The sequence below is a fragment of the Fulvivirga ulvae genome (assembly GCF_021389975.1).
Classification (GTDB): domain Bacteria; phylum Bacteroidota; class Bacteroidia; order Cytophagales; family Cyclobacteriaceae; genus Fulvivirga; species Fulvivirga ulvae.
Genome location: NZ_CP089981.1, coordinates 4,571,079 through 4,586,238 on the forward strand (window position 1 = coordinate 4,571,079; position 15,160 = coordinate 4,586,238).

Annotated in this window: 16 protein-coding genes; 12 read left to right on the forward strand and 4 right to left on the reverse strand. The window is 42.2% G+C overall.

Annotation, left to right across the window (positions count from 1 at the left end; translation table 11 throughout):
• Positions 1-246 precede the first annotated feature (246 nt).
• The 5 genes from LVD17_RS19430 to LVD17_RS19455 all read left to right on the forward strand — a co-directional run bounded on the left by LVD17_RS19430 (position 247) and on the right by LVD17_RS19455 (position 3,957).
• Positions 247-435, forward strand: a complete 189-nt coding sequence (locus LVD17_RS19430) for a hypothetical protein (RefSeq protein ID WP_233760675.1) — start codon at positions 247-249, stop codon at positions 433-435.
• Positions 436-513: 78 nt separating this feature from the next.
• Positions 514-1,275: an isocitrate lyase/PEP mutase family protein gene (locus tag LVD17_RS19435; RefSeq protein WP_233760676.1), complete on the forward strand. Its 762-nt coding sequence runs from the start codon at positions 514-516 to the stop codon at positions 1,273-1,275.
• A 2-nt stretch (positions 1,276-1,277) separates the two neighbouring features.
• On the forward strand, positions 1,278-2,330 hold the full coding sequence (locus LVD17_RS19440; protein WP_305039575.1) for a bifunctional transcriptional activator/DNA repair enzyme AdaA: 1,053 nt from the start codon (positions 1,278-1,280) through the stop codon (positions 2,328-2,330).
• Between the two features lie 71 nt (positions 2,331-2,401).
• A complete protein-coding gene (locus tag LVD17_RS19450) occupies positions 2,402-3,220 on the forward strand; it encodes a helix-turn-helix domain-containing protein (RefSeq protein ID WP_233760677.1) in 819 nt (272 codons plus the stop codon).
• A gap of 110 nt (positions 3,221-3,330) precedes the next feature.
• Positions 3,331-3,957 carry an NAD(P)-dependent oxidoreductase gene (locus tag LVD17_RS19455; RefSeq protein ID WP_233760678.1) on the forward strand — a complete coding sequence of 209 codons (627 nt, stop codon included), beginning with the start codon at positions 3,331-3,333 and terminating at the stop codon, positions 3,955-3,957.
• Positions 3,958-4,023: 66 nt separating this feature from the next.
• Here LVD17_RS19455 and LVD17_RS19460 read toward each other — a convergent pair whose 3' ends face one another.
• Positions 4,024-4,521, reverse strand: coding sequence for a DinB family protein (locus tag LVD17_RS19460; protein ID WP_233760679.1), 498 nt, complete (start codon positions 4,519-4,521; stop codon positions 4,024-4,026).
• Positions 4,522-4,821: 300 nt separating this feature from the next.
• On the opposite strand from LVD17_RS19460, the gene LVD17_RS19465 reads away from it, so the two are divergent.
• Complete coding sequence (locus LVD17_RS19465; protein ID WP_233760680.1) at positions 4,822-6,612, forward strand: sialidase family protein; 1,791 nt, start codon at positions 4,822-4,824, stop codon at positions 6,610-6,612.
• Between the two features lie 57 nt (positions 6,613-6,669).
• Here the strand turns inward: LVD17_RS19465 and LVD17_RS19470 are convergent, their stop codons facing one another.
• On the reverse strand, positions 6,670-8,925 hold the full coding sequence (locus LVD17_RS19470) for a TonB-dependent receptor plug domain-containing protein (RefSeq protein WP_233760681.1): 2,256 nt from the start codon (positions 8,923-8,925) through the stop codon (positions 6,670-6,672).
• A 772-nt stretch (positions 8,926-9,697) separates the two neighbouring features.
• Between LVD17_RS19470 and LVD17_RS19475 the strand changes: the two genes are divergently transcribed.
• The 6 genes from LVD17_RS19475 (at position 9,698) to hemN (ending at position 13,828) form a co-directional block, all read left to right on the forward strand.
• A complete protein-coding gene (locus tag LVD17_RS19475) occupies positions 9,698-10,003 on the forward strand; it encodes a DUF6506 family protein (RefSeq protein WP_233760682.1) in 306 nt (101 codons plus the stop codon).
• Positions 10,004-10,035: 32 nt separating this feature from the next.
• Positions 10,036-10,578 carry a GNAT family N-acetyltransferase gene (locus LVD17_RS19480; protein ID WP_233760683.1) on the forward strand — a complete coding sequence of 181 codons (543 nt, stop codon included), beginning with the start codon at positions 10,036-10,038 and terminating at the stop codon, positions 10,576-10,578.
• A 70-nt stretch (positions 10,579-10,648) separates the two neighbouring features.
• A complete protein-coding gene (locus LVD17_RS19485) occupies positions 10,649-11,197 on the forward strand; it encodes a metal-dependent hydrolase (protein ID WP_233760684.1) in 549 nt (182 codons plus the stop codon).
• A 41-nt stretch (positions 11,198-11,238) separates the two neighbouring features.
• Positions 11,239-11,637 carry a hypothetical protein gene (locus tag LVD17_RS19490; RefSeq protein WP_233760685.1) on the forward strand — a complete coding sequence of 133 codons (399 nt, stop codon included), beginning with the start codon at positions 11,239-11,241 and terminating at the stop codon, positions 11,635-11,637.
• Between the two features lie 312 nt (positions 11,638-11,949).
• Complete coding sequence (locus tag LVD17_RS19495; protein WP_233760686.1) at positions 11,950-12,354, forward strand: hypothetical protein; 405 nt, start codon at positions 11,950-11,952, stop codon at positions 12,352-12,354.
• A gap of 103 nt (positions 12,355-12,457) precedes the next feature.
• Entirely contained in the window at positions 12,458-13,828 is a 1,371-nt protein-coding gene (gene hemN, locus LVD17_RS19500) for an oxygen-independent coproporphyrinogen III oxidase (protein ID WP_233760687.1), read from the forward strand.
• A gap of 6 nt (positions 13,829-13,834) precedes the next feature.
• Here hemN and trhA read toward each other — a convergent pair whose 3' ends face one another.
• Together trhA and LVD17_RS19510 are read right to left on the reverse strand one after the other, a co-directional pair.
• Positions 13,835-14,476, reverse strand: coding sequence for a PAQR family membrane homeostasis protein TrhA (gene trhA / locus LVD17_RS19505; RefSeq protein WP_233760688.1), 642 nt, complete (start codon positions 14,474-14,476; stop codon positions 13,835-13,837).
• 251 nt (positions 14,477-14,727) lie between these two features.
• Positions 14,728-15,105: a group III truncated hemoglobin gene (locus LVD17_RS19510; protein WP_233760689.1), complete on the reverse strand. Its 378-nt coding sequence runs from the start codon at positions 15,103-15,105 to the stop codon at positions 14,728-14,730.
• Positions 15,106-15,160: the final 55 nt, after the last annotated feature.

Here is a 15,160-nt window from a genome sequence, read left to right on the forward strand (position 1 = left end):
GTCAGGATGGGTGCCGGGCAGGAGTTTTGACTGGTAAATAATAACCGCAGGTCGTCTGTTAAATCAAATGAAATTCTTCAGGATCAGTCAATAGCCAAAAGCATTAAGGTGGTGTAAGCAGTTTTACGGCATGTGTATTATGTAATTAAGCCTATTATGGTACATCAGGTCCCAATAATGCAACTATGATCAGGCACATCATGTTTTACTATACAAAGGATATACTTAAACTTAACCCCACGAATTATGATACTCTTAAGGCAAAGAAGCGGTCCATTTCACCGGATTGGTGACAGGTACAACACATTATTCGGTTCGGATCATTTTATGGGTAGAAGTGCTTTTGAAGACAGCTGGATGTCTCGCACAAACCATACCTATGGTGATCAGGAAAAGGAAGTTAAAATTGTCGTTGATGTAAAACCCGAAAGATAGATACGCAAAAAAAATACTTGTCAATTTTTCGGTTGCCTGCAGAATCCCATTGTTCTTGATTTGTATAAAAAAAGAACAATGGATTTTAGAGATTTGCACAACCATGAAGCACCATTGCTGCTCGGTAACGTCTGGGATGTGCCGGGAGCCAGGATTTTTGAAAAACTACGTTACGATGCCGTAGGCACATCCAGTGCTGCCATCGCCAGCATGCTTGGCTACAAAGACGGGGAGCAGATCCCGTTTTCAGAACTTCAATATATAGTCAGGCGTATTATTTCTTCCACCTCATTACCTGTTTCCGTTGATATTGAAAATGGCTATAGCCGCAATGCTATAGAGGTTGTTGAAAATGTCGATGCGTTGATTCAGATGGGTGTTGCTGGTATTAACATAGAAGATTCCGTTATAAAGGATAATGGATGCAGGCAACTGCTGGACCCAAGTGCCTTTGCAGAAATTATAACTGCTATAACCAGGTATAAAAACGAAACCGGGTCTCGGCTTTTTGTGAATGTGCGTACCGATGCCTGGTTAATAGGGATCGACAATGCCCTGGAAGAAACATTAAAAAGACTGCCGTTTTATGAAAATGCCGGTGCTGATGGTATTTTTGTGCCTTGTGTAGAAAAATCCGAGGACATTGGCAGGGTGGTGAAAGCAACACCGTTACCGGTTAATGTTATGTGCATGCCTAACCTTCCAGGATTTGACGAGCTGCAGTTACTAGGCGTGAAACGGATAAGTATGGGTAACTTTTTACATCAGGCCGTAGGACACGAGTTGGAACAGAAACTAATGAGTATTGGTGTCAGTAAATCCTTTAATCCGGTATTTTAGCTATGTTAGTTACATCAGACAGAGAGATACAAAAATACTACGACGCATTAGTCTCCAAAGATCAGCAATTTATTGGGGTATTTTATGTAGGGGTAAAAACTACAGGAGTTTTTTGCATATCAACCTGCCGGGCCAGGAAACCCAAGCTGGAAAATGTAGAGTTTTATACCGAGCAAATAGACTTACTCCGCAATGGCTACAGACCATGCAAAATATGTAAGCCTACTGAAAATTCAGGAGAGCCACCTGAAGAGGTGCTTAGAGCTTTAGAATGGCTAAAGGAGCAGCCTAAAGTAAAAATTTCGGATTTTAACCTTAGGCAGAAAGGACTGAGCCCTGAGAATATCAGAAGATGGTTTAAGAAGTATCATGGCATGACCTTTCAGGCATACCAGAGAATGATCCGGATCAATACGGCTTTCCAGGAGCTTAAAAATGGGAAGAGTGTTACCAGCTCAGCTTTTGACTCTGGTTACGAATCGCTGAGTGGCTTTGGATATACTTTCAAAAACCTTGTAGGAAGTGCCCCGGATGAGAGCAAGGACAAAGATGTGATACTCATGACCCGGCTCACCACACCATTGGGGCCAATGTATGCCTGTGCCACCGACAGGGGTATATGCCTGTTGGAGTTTACAGACAGGAGAATGCTCGAAACTGAGTTTAAGGACCTTCAGAAAAGGCTGAATGCCAATATACTGGCGGGTGAGAATATTTACCTGAAGCAACTCAAGGTAGAAATAGAAGAGTACTTTGAAGGATCGCGGAAAGAATTTAGTGTAAGCCTGCACACACCGGGGACAGATTTTCAACAGCAAGTCTGGAGTGCACTTCTGAATATCCCGTACGGAACCACTTCGACCTACCAGCAACAGGCCGAAAGACTGTACAGACCTACAGCGGTAAGGGCCATAGCCTCTGCTAACGGACACAACAGGATATCTATAGTAGTGCCGTGCCACAGGGTCATCGGTAAAGACGGAAGCCTGACCGGTTACGGAGGTGGTTTGGAGAGAAAGAAATGGTTGCTTGAGCATGAACGGAAAAACGAATGATGCAAAAACAGGAAATCAAGGTATAACTATTTTTGTTTGGTTCCCGTTTTGGCATAGTAAATCCTGATGTCATGAAATACCAGCAAATCCCCATACCACCAGGCCTGGAAACATTCATTCAGTCCATCTGGAAGCTGGAAGATGATGAAGGTAGTGGGGCTGATCCACAGTCTTTTCAGTTGATAGCGGACAGTAGCCCCGGCCTTATTTTTCAGCATACCGATTTTGGTAACTTTTCCAGGGATGGCAAGCAGCTCCCTCCGGCGTTTATTTTTGGGCCTTCTACAAAATTCGGTACACTGCAGCTATCAGGAAGCTTTAAAACTACAGGCATATTCTTTTACCCTGATGCCTTGAAGACTGTATTTGGACTTAAGGCAGAGCAATTAACCAATACCTGCATAGATATAGACGCTATGGCCAAAGTTAAGGGTAACCGACTCCTGGAAAGGCTTTTGAACAGTGAATCATACAATGATCAACTCTGCTTATTGCTCTCCTCCCTGAAAGACCTTCGCGAAGACAATGAGGGTTTTATCGATAAAAGTGTCTCATTTGCCATAAGCGAAATATCAGCTTCACACGGCAGGCTCTCACTGCGTGAACTAAGTAAAAGGATGAATCTCTCAGAGAGAACAATAGAAAGGAAGTTCAGGGAAAGCATAGGCATCACTCCAAAGCTGTATTCACGGTTATGCCAGTTCCAGTCATCAATAAGATATTTAAAGCAAAATAATATCGGCAAGCTTTCTGATGTGGCTTTTGAATTTGAGTTTTCTGACCAATCCCATTTTATCCGTGCATTTAAAGAGTTTTCGGGCTTCACGCCAAACAATTATATACGAACCTCAAAGGAACTGGTGGATAACCTGACGCAGACTATCAAATAGCTCGATTTAGGCATTTTGGTGAGTGCATCTGCCTGATCATCACGGCATGTCGTTTTTATTCTATTTTCCCTGTCACTTCTCCGCCACCTTTGTAAGAAAAAGGGAAAACTATGAAAGTAATAATTTTTGGAGCAACAGGTAGTATTGGCCGCCAGTTGGTAATGCAGGCCTTAGGTTTGGGGTATCAGGTTACCGCCTTTGTGCGTAACCCTCAAAAGCTGGACGACCTTCCTCACTCTAATCTGAGCCTGAAGGGGGGTGATGTTTTGAATCCTGAAGAAGTGCAGGAAGCTGTCAAAGGACATGATGCCGTTTTTTGTGCGTTGGGTGCCGGGCGAAAGGGTAGGGTGAGGGCAGAAGGCACGTATAATCTTATCAGGGCTATGCAGGCGGAAGGTGTAAGCCGCCTGGTCTGCCAAACTACATTGGGAAATGGAGAAAGTTGGGGAAACCTGAATTTCCTGTGGAAATATATTATGTTTGGCTGGTTTCTGAAAGAGGCTTTTAAAGACCATGAAGAGCAGGAAAAACATATCCGTACCAGTCGGCTTAGGTGGACCATCGTGAGGCCGGGAGCATTTACCGACGGGCCTTTGACAGGAGCTTACAAGCATGGATTTGCAAACAATGACAGGACTACAAAACTTAAAATATCACGAGCCGATGTTGCCGACTTTATGCTGAAGCAATTGAACTCGGACGAATACCTGTATAAAGCACCAGCCTTGTCATATTGAGGGATTATTAAAGAAGGGCTTGCCCGTAACCGTTTTCCGGTTTGTGGGTAAGCCCTTTGTAAAATATTATCTTTCCCAGAAATAGGGAGGTTCTATACCCAACGCGCGCAGGTAAACATATCCCTGGCCTCTATGGTGGATCTCATTATCAATAAAGTATAAGATGGTAGCATAAATAGGATTTTCATACTGCCCGAATGCGGCCTCTACTTCCTGAAACCTTTCTGCCGGTATGGTTGGCCAGAGCTTATCGATTTTCTCCGTGGCTTCATCCCACAGTTTGAGTATCTCCTCGCGGCTTTTGGGCTTACTTATTTCTGTACCCTCTCCAAATTGCTTCCATTTTTTGGTTGCCACACCTTCTATACCCGGGCCGGCCATCATGATCATTTCCATGGCCAGCTCTGAGAAGGGTCTCATGCCTCCGATAGAAAATTCAAAAAGGTCTTTTTCGGGAAATGCCTCTATTACCCTGCGCGTCAGGCGGCGGTGTCCTTGCCAATCTTCTAAAAGTGCCTCGGAGGTGATTGCAGTTCCGGTTTTTTCTTGAATGCTATTTTCCATTGTTTTAAAAATTATATGGTTTTGAGAACGATTTTTAACAAAGAAAACCGCCGGTAGTGACAGCCTTATGTCAGTAGATAATTTTATTCGAAAAATAATTTGCAGGAAGAAACGGTATAAAGCCATTAGCACGGAGATTGCGGTTGTAATAGAATTTTTTTAATTAAAAACATAAACAATTAATCTTTTGAGTGGTTAATTGGAAAAGTTTGTTGTTGGCTAATAATTATCCTGCCGTTCCGGTTATTGGGGCAATCTCTGCTTGCACAAACCATTTCTCACACCTAACTGCTAAAAGCTATGCGAAAACCAACTAATCTTATTCCACTTACACTATGTGTTATCAGTGTACTGTACCTGGGTTCATGTCAGAAAGACGTTGACCCGGAACGCGAACTACAAGTCGAATTCAGTTTTAATGTGGCAGACCCGGAAAACGAATCGGGGAGACAGGCGGCTGTTGAAGCTGAAGACATAAGAGCTATCGTGATATCAATCGAAGACGAATCGGGAAACAGTATGTACTCCAACGAGGAAATGCCTCTTTACAATTTTGAAGGAGAGTATACCACCAAGCCGCTTTCCTTCAAAACGGGCACTTATTATATTACCAAATTTATAGTCATAAACAATGACATGGAGGTGGTGTATGTTTGTCCGGTGGAAGGCTCGGAGAAAGCGCACCTGGTTGACCTGCCCCTGCCCTATAGGTTTAATGTGAGTATCTATCAGAACGCAAAGTGGTCGCCTCAGGTAGTATCCACAGAGGGAAGTGTGGCAAGCGAATTCGGTTATGGCAGCTTTGGTTTCAACGAAATGATGGTAATAGACTTTGCCATTAGCCCAATGTTTTATAATTATGAGAGCGACAGGTACCAAACTACCAATGCTGACCTATCCATTACCACACGGTTCAGAGACATCCTTGAAACAGATCTGAAGGAAGGTACAAACCTGGTGTCTGTTTCTGACCGGTACCAGGAGTATACCATTACGGTAAGTAAACCCGGCTATAAACCCGTTCAGGAAAATTACCAGCTCCATGAATTAAGGGCTTTCAGGGATGATCCTCTGATTGTACTGCTGGAGGATAAGTTTGAGTTTGAGGTGGTCACCAAAATACCTGAACACAATGGCATAATACCAGAGCGAATAGAAGCTATGGAGGCTGTACCTTACCGTCCTTTCAGTTTTACCATTGCTACGCGCAACGAAGGTGCTGAATGTGGTGGCGGTACTCCGGCAGCTTTATGGCTCGACGAAGTTTCCGGCGGCGCAATTGAAGCCAGTTTTATTCAGAGCTTGCCACTGACCAATAGTGTACCCGAAATATTTGCTAACTTCCAAAGGATTATGTTTACCGGCTCGGGCTGGTGTGGAGACAACTCCGCCTATTACTCCAAAGATCAGGGAGTGACCTGGAACAACTCGGTATCCGGACCTCCATCATCCATTTATAGCTTTGCAGACTTCAATAATGTAACCTTTGCAGGCACCGGCCTTGGCACTACCGTAGGTGAGGTGTACCGGTGGACAGGCGGTGGCACATGGAGAAGATTACATCAACTCCCTGCACCTCGTACATTAGTGTCTTCTATGGTTGAATTTAATGGTCAGCTATTCATAGGTTCAGCCAACGGGGAGGGCAGCCAGACTGGAGGTAGTCCTGTAATTACAACAGGCAATGGCACTACATTTTCTTCAACCTCCGGTATACCTTCTGATATGGATGTAGATAAACTGTTGGTAGTGAATGGAGAATTAATGGCCATCACCCGCGTACATAATAGTAATTTCAGGGCATATTTTTATATGTGGGATAATGGTGTCTGGAAAGAAACGTACAATCCGGGCTTTCGCAGGGTCAATGGCAATCATATCACGGTTATGGACAATATGATCGTTATGTTTGCCCGGACATATGGTGGGCAATATAGAATTTGGATTTCTGACGATTATGCAAAGACCTGGCATAAAATACCCTGGGATTACCCTGAAGTAAGTCTGTTGAAAAGCATCAGTGGTCGTCTGTTTTTTGGTACAGCACAGAATGACATAGGAGAAGTTATGATTTACCGGCTTAATCTTTAACCAAAAAATCGAAAAGGGTGGCACGAGGAACTGTGCCACCCTTTATTAGTTATAGGTTTAGAGTTTGACAGTAACACCTCCCAAAACCCTGATAGGATCCTGAGGTGTAGAGGCAAAACCTTCATCCTGGGCAAAGGATACATTATAATATCGCTGGTCAAATAAATTCCTGACTTTCACAAAAGCCGAAAGCTTATCTGAGAAAGTGTAGCGGCTAAATAGATTGACCAAGGCAAAGCTATCGTTGCTTTCCAGGTCGCCGTTTGCGTCTCGCAGTATGCCATGCAGGGATTCGCTCCTGTATATTACTCTCGGGTTGATGCTGAATTTTCCGATTTTGGCAACCACCCCTGCCTTTACGGTATGTTGTGCACTGTAGGAGAGCGGGTTGTCCTCTATTTCACCATCAGAGTACGAATACGACAGATAATTTTTAAGGATTACCCTGCCGGTCTGATAAAAATAGTCCACCTTGGCAGTAAAACCATACGTATAAGCTTCACCTTTATTTACAGGCACTTCAACGGCGTCCACCTCTACACCATTAAACGACTGATCAAAAATCAGGGAGTTGGTAATCAGGTTTGTAATATCATTGTAGTAACCGTCAAACGCTAAACTGATATTATTTTTAACATAAGACACCCCGGTTTCTACCGTTCGCAGCTTTTCGGGTTCCAGGTCCGGATTGGTGAGATGCCAGAAAGGACCAAACAGACCAACCGTTTCGTCGGGATTGCTCGTACTGTTGTTGTCAGCATCAACGGTAATAAAGCTGCCATAGTGCTGATAGGCTTTGTAAACTGAAGGTGCAAGAAATGCTTCACCGTACAACAATTTGATTTTCAGGTCGCTGGAAGCTGACCATATCAGGCCTGCCCTCGGGTTGAAGCTTGAGCCATACCTGGTGTTGTAATCATATCTCATACCCAGCGTGAGGCTCAGCGCATCGTTAAACTTGTTTTGATACTGGGCAAATGCACCTAAATTACGTTGGGTAATGTAATAGAAGTCCTGATTGATGGTGAGATCATTGCCATTCATATCCGTAGTATTAGTGCCGAGGTAATACAGGTTCTGCAGGTCGGCCGGTACATCCTTGTCAAATCTAAAAGGCAGGTCCCCGGATTTTGCCAGAGCATTAATATCCTGAAAGGAGATACCTCCGACGATCGAGGATTGCGCATTGAATTTATAAGAGGCCTGCTCCCTGATGGTAAAAGCACGATGAAAGGCATATTTGTAACCGTTGCGGTAGCTGGTAAAGGTGTTTAAGAATTTACTGTCGGGCGTTAATTCATAAGAGCCCAGATAGAGGTTACTTTGTATCGTCCATTTCTCACTTTGAGAGGTGAAAGTATGTTTGCCATATATATCCTCAATCAGAATCTCATAAACGGCATCCCTGGCATAGATATTATATTCAGGTCTCATGCCCATGGATGAGTTGTGCGACTCAAGGTTTCTGGTGTACCCGACCTCAATATTTTTTGCATTTATACCGACATCAATAAAGTACGCTTCAGTAGGCGTTTCATATTCTCTGGGTGTACCGGTAGGCACGATTACATCCGGTAAAAAAGGCGCCAGTCTCATATTGCCGTTTTCTGAGTATTGGTTAGTATACCAGGCATACTCATCTTCATAATAGTCAGGAAAGAAAGGTTCATCAGAATAGTAATAGCTACCTGTTAAGTTGAATGAAAAATCCTCATTTCCATAACCCAGGCTTAGTGCATTATCAGTAGTGCCGAAATTACCATATGATGCCCTGAGTTTTGAATAGCCCATTTCATCACCTGTTTTGGTAATTATGTTTATAATACCACTAAAGGCATCTACTCCATACAAGGCTGACGCAGGGCCCAGTATGATTTCTACCCGCCTGGCATTGGCCAGGGAGTAATTAGCACCCACAACGTGAGGGGTGCCAGCCATAGAATTTATGCGTATACCATCAAGCAGGATCAGGAACTTTTCATTTCCGGCAATTCCCCTGACACTGATATAATTGGAATACTCGGCAACTGACTTTTTTTGAATTTCTATTTCGGGAATATCCTCCAGCAGCTCTTCAAGGTTAAAATAGCCACGCTCCATGATTTGCTCTTCGGTGATCACATGAATGGTGGCTGGGGCATCCGTTGCTTTTTGTTTGCTTTGCGAAGCTGATACCACTTCAATGTTCATTAATTCTTCCAGGGTCATCTCCAGGTAATCAGGCTCGTCAGTTTCATTACCAGTTTCTTGTGCAGCTGAGGTACTTATCATAAACCAGATAGCAAGGCCTGTTAAAAAGTAGAATTTTCTCATAAGTTAAAAATGTTATTTGCCAACTAATTTTTAATTAAAAACAACTGGTAATGTATGAAAAACAGAATCACTATCTGAAACGGTAATATATGATGCTTGTAAGCTGTCTTTATAAATTACAAATTTTGTGTTTTAAACACTAATAAATTGTTCAAATATTACGCCCCTTGCGTAGGTATTTGATAAAAGAAAGCAGATGTGAGATAAGTGTTATTAATCGTATAATCAAATGTAAATCAGTGATTAACGATCAGTATTTGGTGTAAAATTAGGGTGAAAATGATTAGGAAATGCTTTAAAATGTTTGTTTAAACATGTAAATAATGCTTATGTAAGGATGATGGTGAATGTGGGAAAATATATAAAGAAAGGTTTTTCGGAGTCTATTTATACTACATAAATTTTTTAACGGGAAATTCCTATTTTCTTGTTTTGTTTAAAATAGGAATTTATAGACACAATAATGAATATTCTATTGCTTTTTTCCTTTTTACATAAGTTGGAGCTGCTGCATACACTTTAATTCAGATCCGTTTTATATTTGGCAGAAGTAAGCATTTACAGGCAACCAAAACATGAAAACAGCCGTGAGTGGCTTATATGGCAATAGGAAAACAGGAGCCACTTGAAAAAAATAGACACTGTTGCCCCTGAATTTAAAGCGCCTCCGGCTCCCATATTTTTTGAATAATTGAGGAATAAGTTCTACAACTTATGAATTTTTACTTTATTGGATTTAATTTAAATTGAAACCGTTTCAACACTACAGATTATGGGGGTATTGAAAAAATATGCGTTTTTAGTAAAGCACAAGAGCTATTCGTCTGCCAGCCAGCGTGCTCTTCTGAGTTCTGACGACTTCAGTACCACCATCATAGGGGTTTCCGGGTTAGAAGAGGCTATAAAAGTTACAAATGAGCTCTTGAAGCAGGGTATACAATTGGTTGAGCTTTGTGGAGGCTTTACTGAGGCTGAAAAAGACTGCTTAAAACAGGAAATAAACAGTAGCCTACCGGTTGGGGTGGTTAAACTCGACAAGGAAGATATACAGCTACTGGAATCGCAATCACTAAACTAGGATTTTGTTTCACTCGCCCCGAAAAAATAATTATGACGTTATCTGTAAGGGAAATTAAAAAAAGGGATATCAGCCTGGTGCTTGATTATTGGTTCAACTTGTCGCGGGACCACCTGGAAAAGATGGGAGCAGATATAAAAAGAATGCCTGCACGCCATAAAATGTCAGATATGCTGGCTACCAATATTGCCTTGCCATTTGAACGCAAATCATCCTATGCACTGATATGGATGGTGAAACGGGAAGAAATTGGGCATTCAAACGTAAATAAGATCATTTACGGCAAGGAAGCGTATATGCACCTGCATCTTTGGGACCAGGAAAAGCGCCTCAAAGGAATAGGTACCGAGCTAGTGAAAATGTCGCTGCCGTATTTTTTTGAAAACCTGAAACTGGAGAATCTATATTGCGAACCTTATGCCTTAAACCCCTCGCCGAGCAGAGTACTTGAAAAGGTAGGTTTTCAGTTTGAAAAGGAATACATCACCACACCCGGTAATATCAACTTTGAGCAGCCTGTTAGACGGTGGAAGTTGTCAAGGGAAAGATATAGAAAGCTTATATTGCATGCCTGATATTGCCTGGTGATCAGGAGAGTGCTTAAAGCCGGCAATATTCACTATTTGACACAAGAACAAGATAGGTATGGCGTCAGCTTTTGGGCATGCACTGGTTGCAGTCAGTTTGGGTACTGGCTACTCCTCAAAATTTAAAAATGTAAAGTTTTTCACCCTTGGGGCGGTGTGCTCTGTTTTGCCGGATGCTGATGTGATCAGTTTTAAACTCGGTATCCCTTATGAGGCATTTTGGGGCCATAGAGGTTTTACGCATTCATTTGCATTTGCACTGGTTACAGGCATAATTATTACTATGCTATTTTATCGCCCCAAATTGAATGGGGTAAAAGCACTGACTTACATATCTTACTTTTTTTTATGCACGGCTTCACATAGTATGCTCGACGCTCTGACCAGCGGAGGTTTGGGCGTTGCATTCTTTTCACCCTTTGACAATACCCGTTACTTTTTCTCCTGGAGGCCAATAAAGGTATCTCCTATTGGCGTTGGTAATTTCTTCAGCAAATGGGGTGTTCAAGTATTACTGTCAGAAGCTTTTTGGATTGGGTTACCATGTGCTATATTTATGTTATTAACCCGCATAAAATTCAAAACTTTTAACCAGCCTAACCATTAATTATCATGAACTGAAACAACTATCAATAAACTAAAACAATTATGAAATTACTATTGGAGCATGATAAGGCAGACCTCCGGTTCAACGAAGAAACAAACTCAATAGAGTTGATCTGGAAAAAGTATCAGGACGACGCCACTTATCGTTTAATGTTTACCAAAGGTGTAGAGTTTTTAAAGGAGTACGGTGCTACTGGCTGGTTATCGGATATCAGAAAGGAAGGTATTGTCGGGCCTGCCACATCTGCCTGGATGCAAAAGGAAATACTTCCTAAAGCTATTTCTTACGGACTTAAAAGAGTAGCTATCATCATGGATGCAGATGTATTTAAAGAGTTTTATGTAAAGAATATCGAGAGAAATGCCGCACAGGGCATTATGAAATACTTTGACTCTGTTGAGACTGCTCATAAGTGGTTGAAATCTGAGCAGGTAAATTAATCATAGTTTTTAAATTATTATTAAAAAGAGGTTGGATCAAAGTCCGGGAGGTATTTTGGTTCAGCCTTTTTTTTGTTTTGATGGAATAAAACTGAATAGAAACATCCTTTCAGGCAGTGTGTTATCAAACTGCTGCTAGTTTTAAAGAGCATTAGTAGTATATTGGACTTTACGCAGGGACGATTATGAATTGCTGACTGTGCCTCCAATATCCGCACATCTTCTGAGCAGAGAGCTTTTGAAATGAATAAAAGATGCTGGGTAAGGTGGCGTTTGTATTTTACTACTTCTGAAAATTCAAGCTTTAAAAAAATGAAACGGATTCCTGAAAAGAAAGCAACATTTCTTCTATTGACCATTTTAAGTATTGTTATAGCTTTTCATCTGCTTATTTTGACCGGACTTATACCCTTTGAAATAGTATGGGGAGGAAGACTAAAGAATACCTCGGGAATGGTGATTTTTGAGATAATTTCCATTGCCATTAATATAGCCATGTTATTGGTGGTTTGCCTCCACGGAGGTATTATAAAGAGTAATGTCAAACCCGGCCTGATTAAAGGATTTCTGTGGATCATGTTCTTTCTGTTTTTGCTCAATACCATTGGCAACTTAGCCTCCAATAATATTTATGAAAAAGTGATCTTTACTCCCCTTACTGTATTGCTGGCTATTTTAAGCCTGAATCTTGCGGTCAGCAAAACCGGTAGAAACTAAATTTTAATTACGGATATAGCTGAGTTTTATCATATTCTGATCTGAACCAGATCATAAAATAAACGCATAGGGCCCTTTAGTTTTGTAATAAACTCGAGGGCTTATGAATGTAAATGTTGAGGAATTAATCAGGAAATATAATGTACCGGCTCCACGGTATACCAGCTATCCTACGGTACCTATGTGGGACCGCGAGGTGCTGGGTGAGCAATACTGGATGCATCTTGTAAGTAGGGCATTTGAAGAAAGTAATCAGCAAAAGGGGATAAGTCTGTATATTCATCTTCCTTTTTGTGAAAGCCTTTGCACCTACTGCGGGTGCAATACTCGAATTACCAAAAACCATAAAGTGGAAGAGGAATATATAGATGCTGTGTTGGCAGAGTGGCAGATGTATTTGAACCAGTGGAACGAAAAGCCGGTGATTAGAGAGTTGCACCTAGGCGGTGGTACACCAACCTTTTTTAGTCCTGAAAATTTGCGACGCCTTATGGAGGGGCTTTTGAAAGACGCCGATGTACATCCGGCCCACGCGTTTGGTTTTGAAGGTCATCCGAATAATACTACCGAAGATCATCTGAGGGCGCTTTATGACTGCGGCTTCCGCAGAGTGAGCTTTGGTATTCAGGATCTGGACCCTGCAGTCCAGCAGGCGATTCATAGAATACAGCCTTTTGAAAAAGTCAGGTCAGTAACAGAAGCTGCCCGGAAAACCGGTTATACCTCTGTGAATTTTGACTTGATTTACGGGCTTCCGTTTCAAACGCCGGACAGTATTGCCAACACCATCGATCGGGTAGGGGAACTCATGCCGGAAAGGATAGCTTTCTATAGCTACGCACATGTACCATGGATAAGGCCGGGGCAAAGGGGATACTCCGAAGCAGACTTGCCGGATAATGAAAATAAGCGCAGGCTTTATGACCTGGGTAAAGAAAAACTCAGCGCCCTGGGCTATAGCGATATTGGCATGGATCATTTTGCCCTGGCTGGTGATGAGCTCTTTAAAGCATCCGAAAATGGGTCGTTGCACCGAAATTTTATGGGATATACCATTTTTAATACTGACCTGCTGATCGGTTTGGGCACTTCTGCCATTAGCGACGCTAAATATGGATACATGCAAAACGAAAAGGTGGTCGAAAAGTATAAGGATAAGGTACTGAACGGACAATTGGCCATGAGCAAAAGCCATGCGATGACGGACGAAGACCTTTTGATCAAAAAGCATATCCTGAGTCTGCTTTGTGCCGGAGAGTTTTACTTTGAATCCGGACTGTTGGGTATTTTGGACAAAGAGGCACTGGGCCAGTTCCTGGTCATGCAAAAGGAAGGGTTAGTTACACTGACCATCAACAGGCTTCAGGTAACAGAACCCGGGAGAGCCTTTATAAGAAATATAGCTATGGTACTTGATATGAGGCTCAAGCAGGCAAAGGCAGGAGCCAACCCTGTATTTAGCAAATCTATTTAGAATATTTTACGTCGGTAGCAGGCTCAGCACGGAGAAGTAGTGAAAGGCACTACCGCCTAATACGAACAAGTGCCAGATAACATGATTATAGCGGATCTTGTTTTTCATATAGAAAAATGTGCCTACGGTATAAAATAAGCCACCCGTAAGTAGAAATACAAATCCCTGAACAGACATCATGCTGTAAAGGGTGTCAATAAAGATCATCCCTATCCACCCCATTGAAATGTACAATAAGGTAGAAAGTAAATCTCTCCTGCCTGTATAGAAAATCTTCATAATGGCTCCGAGTAAAGCACAGGCCCATACTGCGCCAAGTATAAACCATTGGGTAGACCCTGTGAGCAGAACAAAGCAAAACGGGGTATAGGTGCCTGCTATAAAGAGGTATATGGACATATGATCCAGTTTCCTGAACACGGATTTTAGTTTTTTATCTTTGATACTATGGTATATGGTAGAAGCCAGATAGAGCACCACCATCATGCTACCGAATATGGTAAAACTCAGCAGATGAGTCGCTGTGCCTTCCCAATAGGCCAGTAATATGAGCATCACAAGCCCTGCTATGGCCAGGCATGCTCCAATCCCATGGGTGATGGCATTGCCTATTTCCTGGTTTTCTTTATAAGTTGTCTCGTTTTCCATTAATTGATTAACAACTACATGGGTTTTAGGTTCTGTGTTGTCATCATTTTAACGTCAGATAAGCCTGCATATTGGCTTTGGGTTCCGGAAAAAATACCCTCTGGAGACTGCGTTGGGAGATAATATTGGTAAAACTGAACTGGCTTTACACAATCACCAATTACTATTACACCGATCACTGAATACTTAATTCACCGCACAGCGGATGTCTCTCGCAAGGGCTTCCACTTTTCATCAGGAGCTACAGGCTTCTATTGCCGGTTGATAGAAGCCAGCTTATGCTGAAATATACCCGCAATACTTCTGGCCCTGTGTTTGGCTTCTTCAGCTATATTTCCGGTAAAATGCTCATCAATAGTTTCCAGAAATAGATTCAGCCAACGGTCAAAATGCTTCCTGTCAACAGGAAGCGGGATATGCTTTAAAAATGGATTGCCCTTATAACTCATTTCACCGAGTAGTACAGTTGACCAGAAATCATACATAACGGGGAGGTGCTTTTCCCAATTCACACCCGCAAAATCGTTGAAAACCGGGGCCAGCAACTCGTCTTCATTCACCTTGGCATAAAAGCTATCCACCATTTGCTTTATTTCTTCCCGGGATTGTATTTCTTTTTGCTCACTCATAATTCAAAACCATTGAAAGACAAAGATAGACCATCCCTGTGAACACGTTTATGAT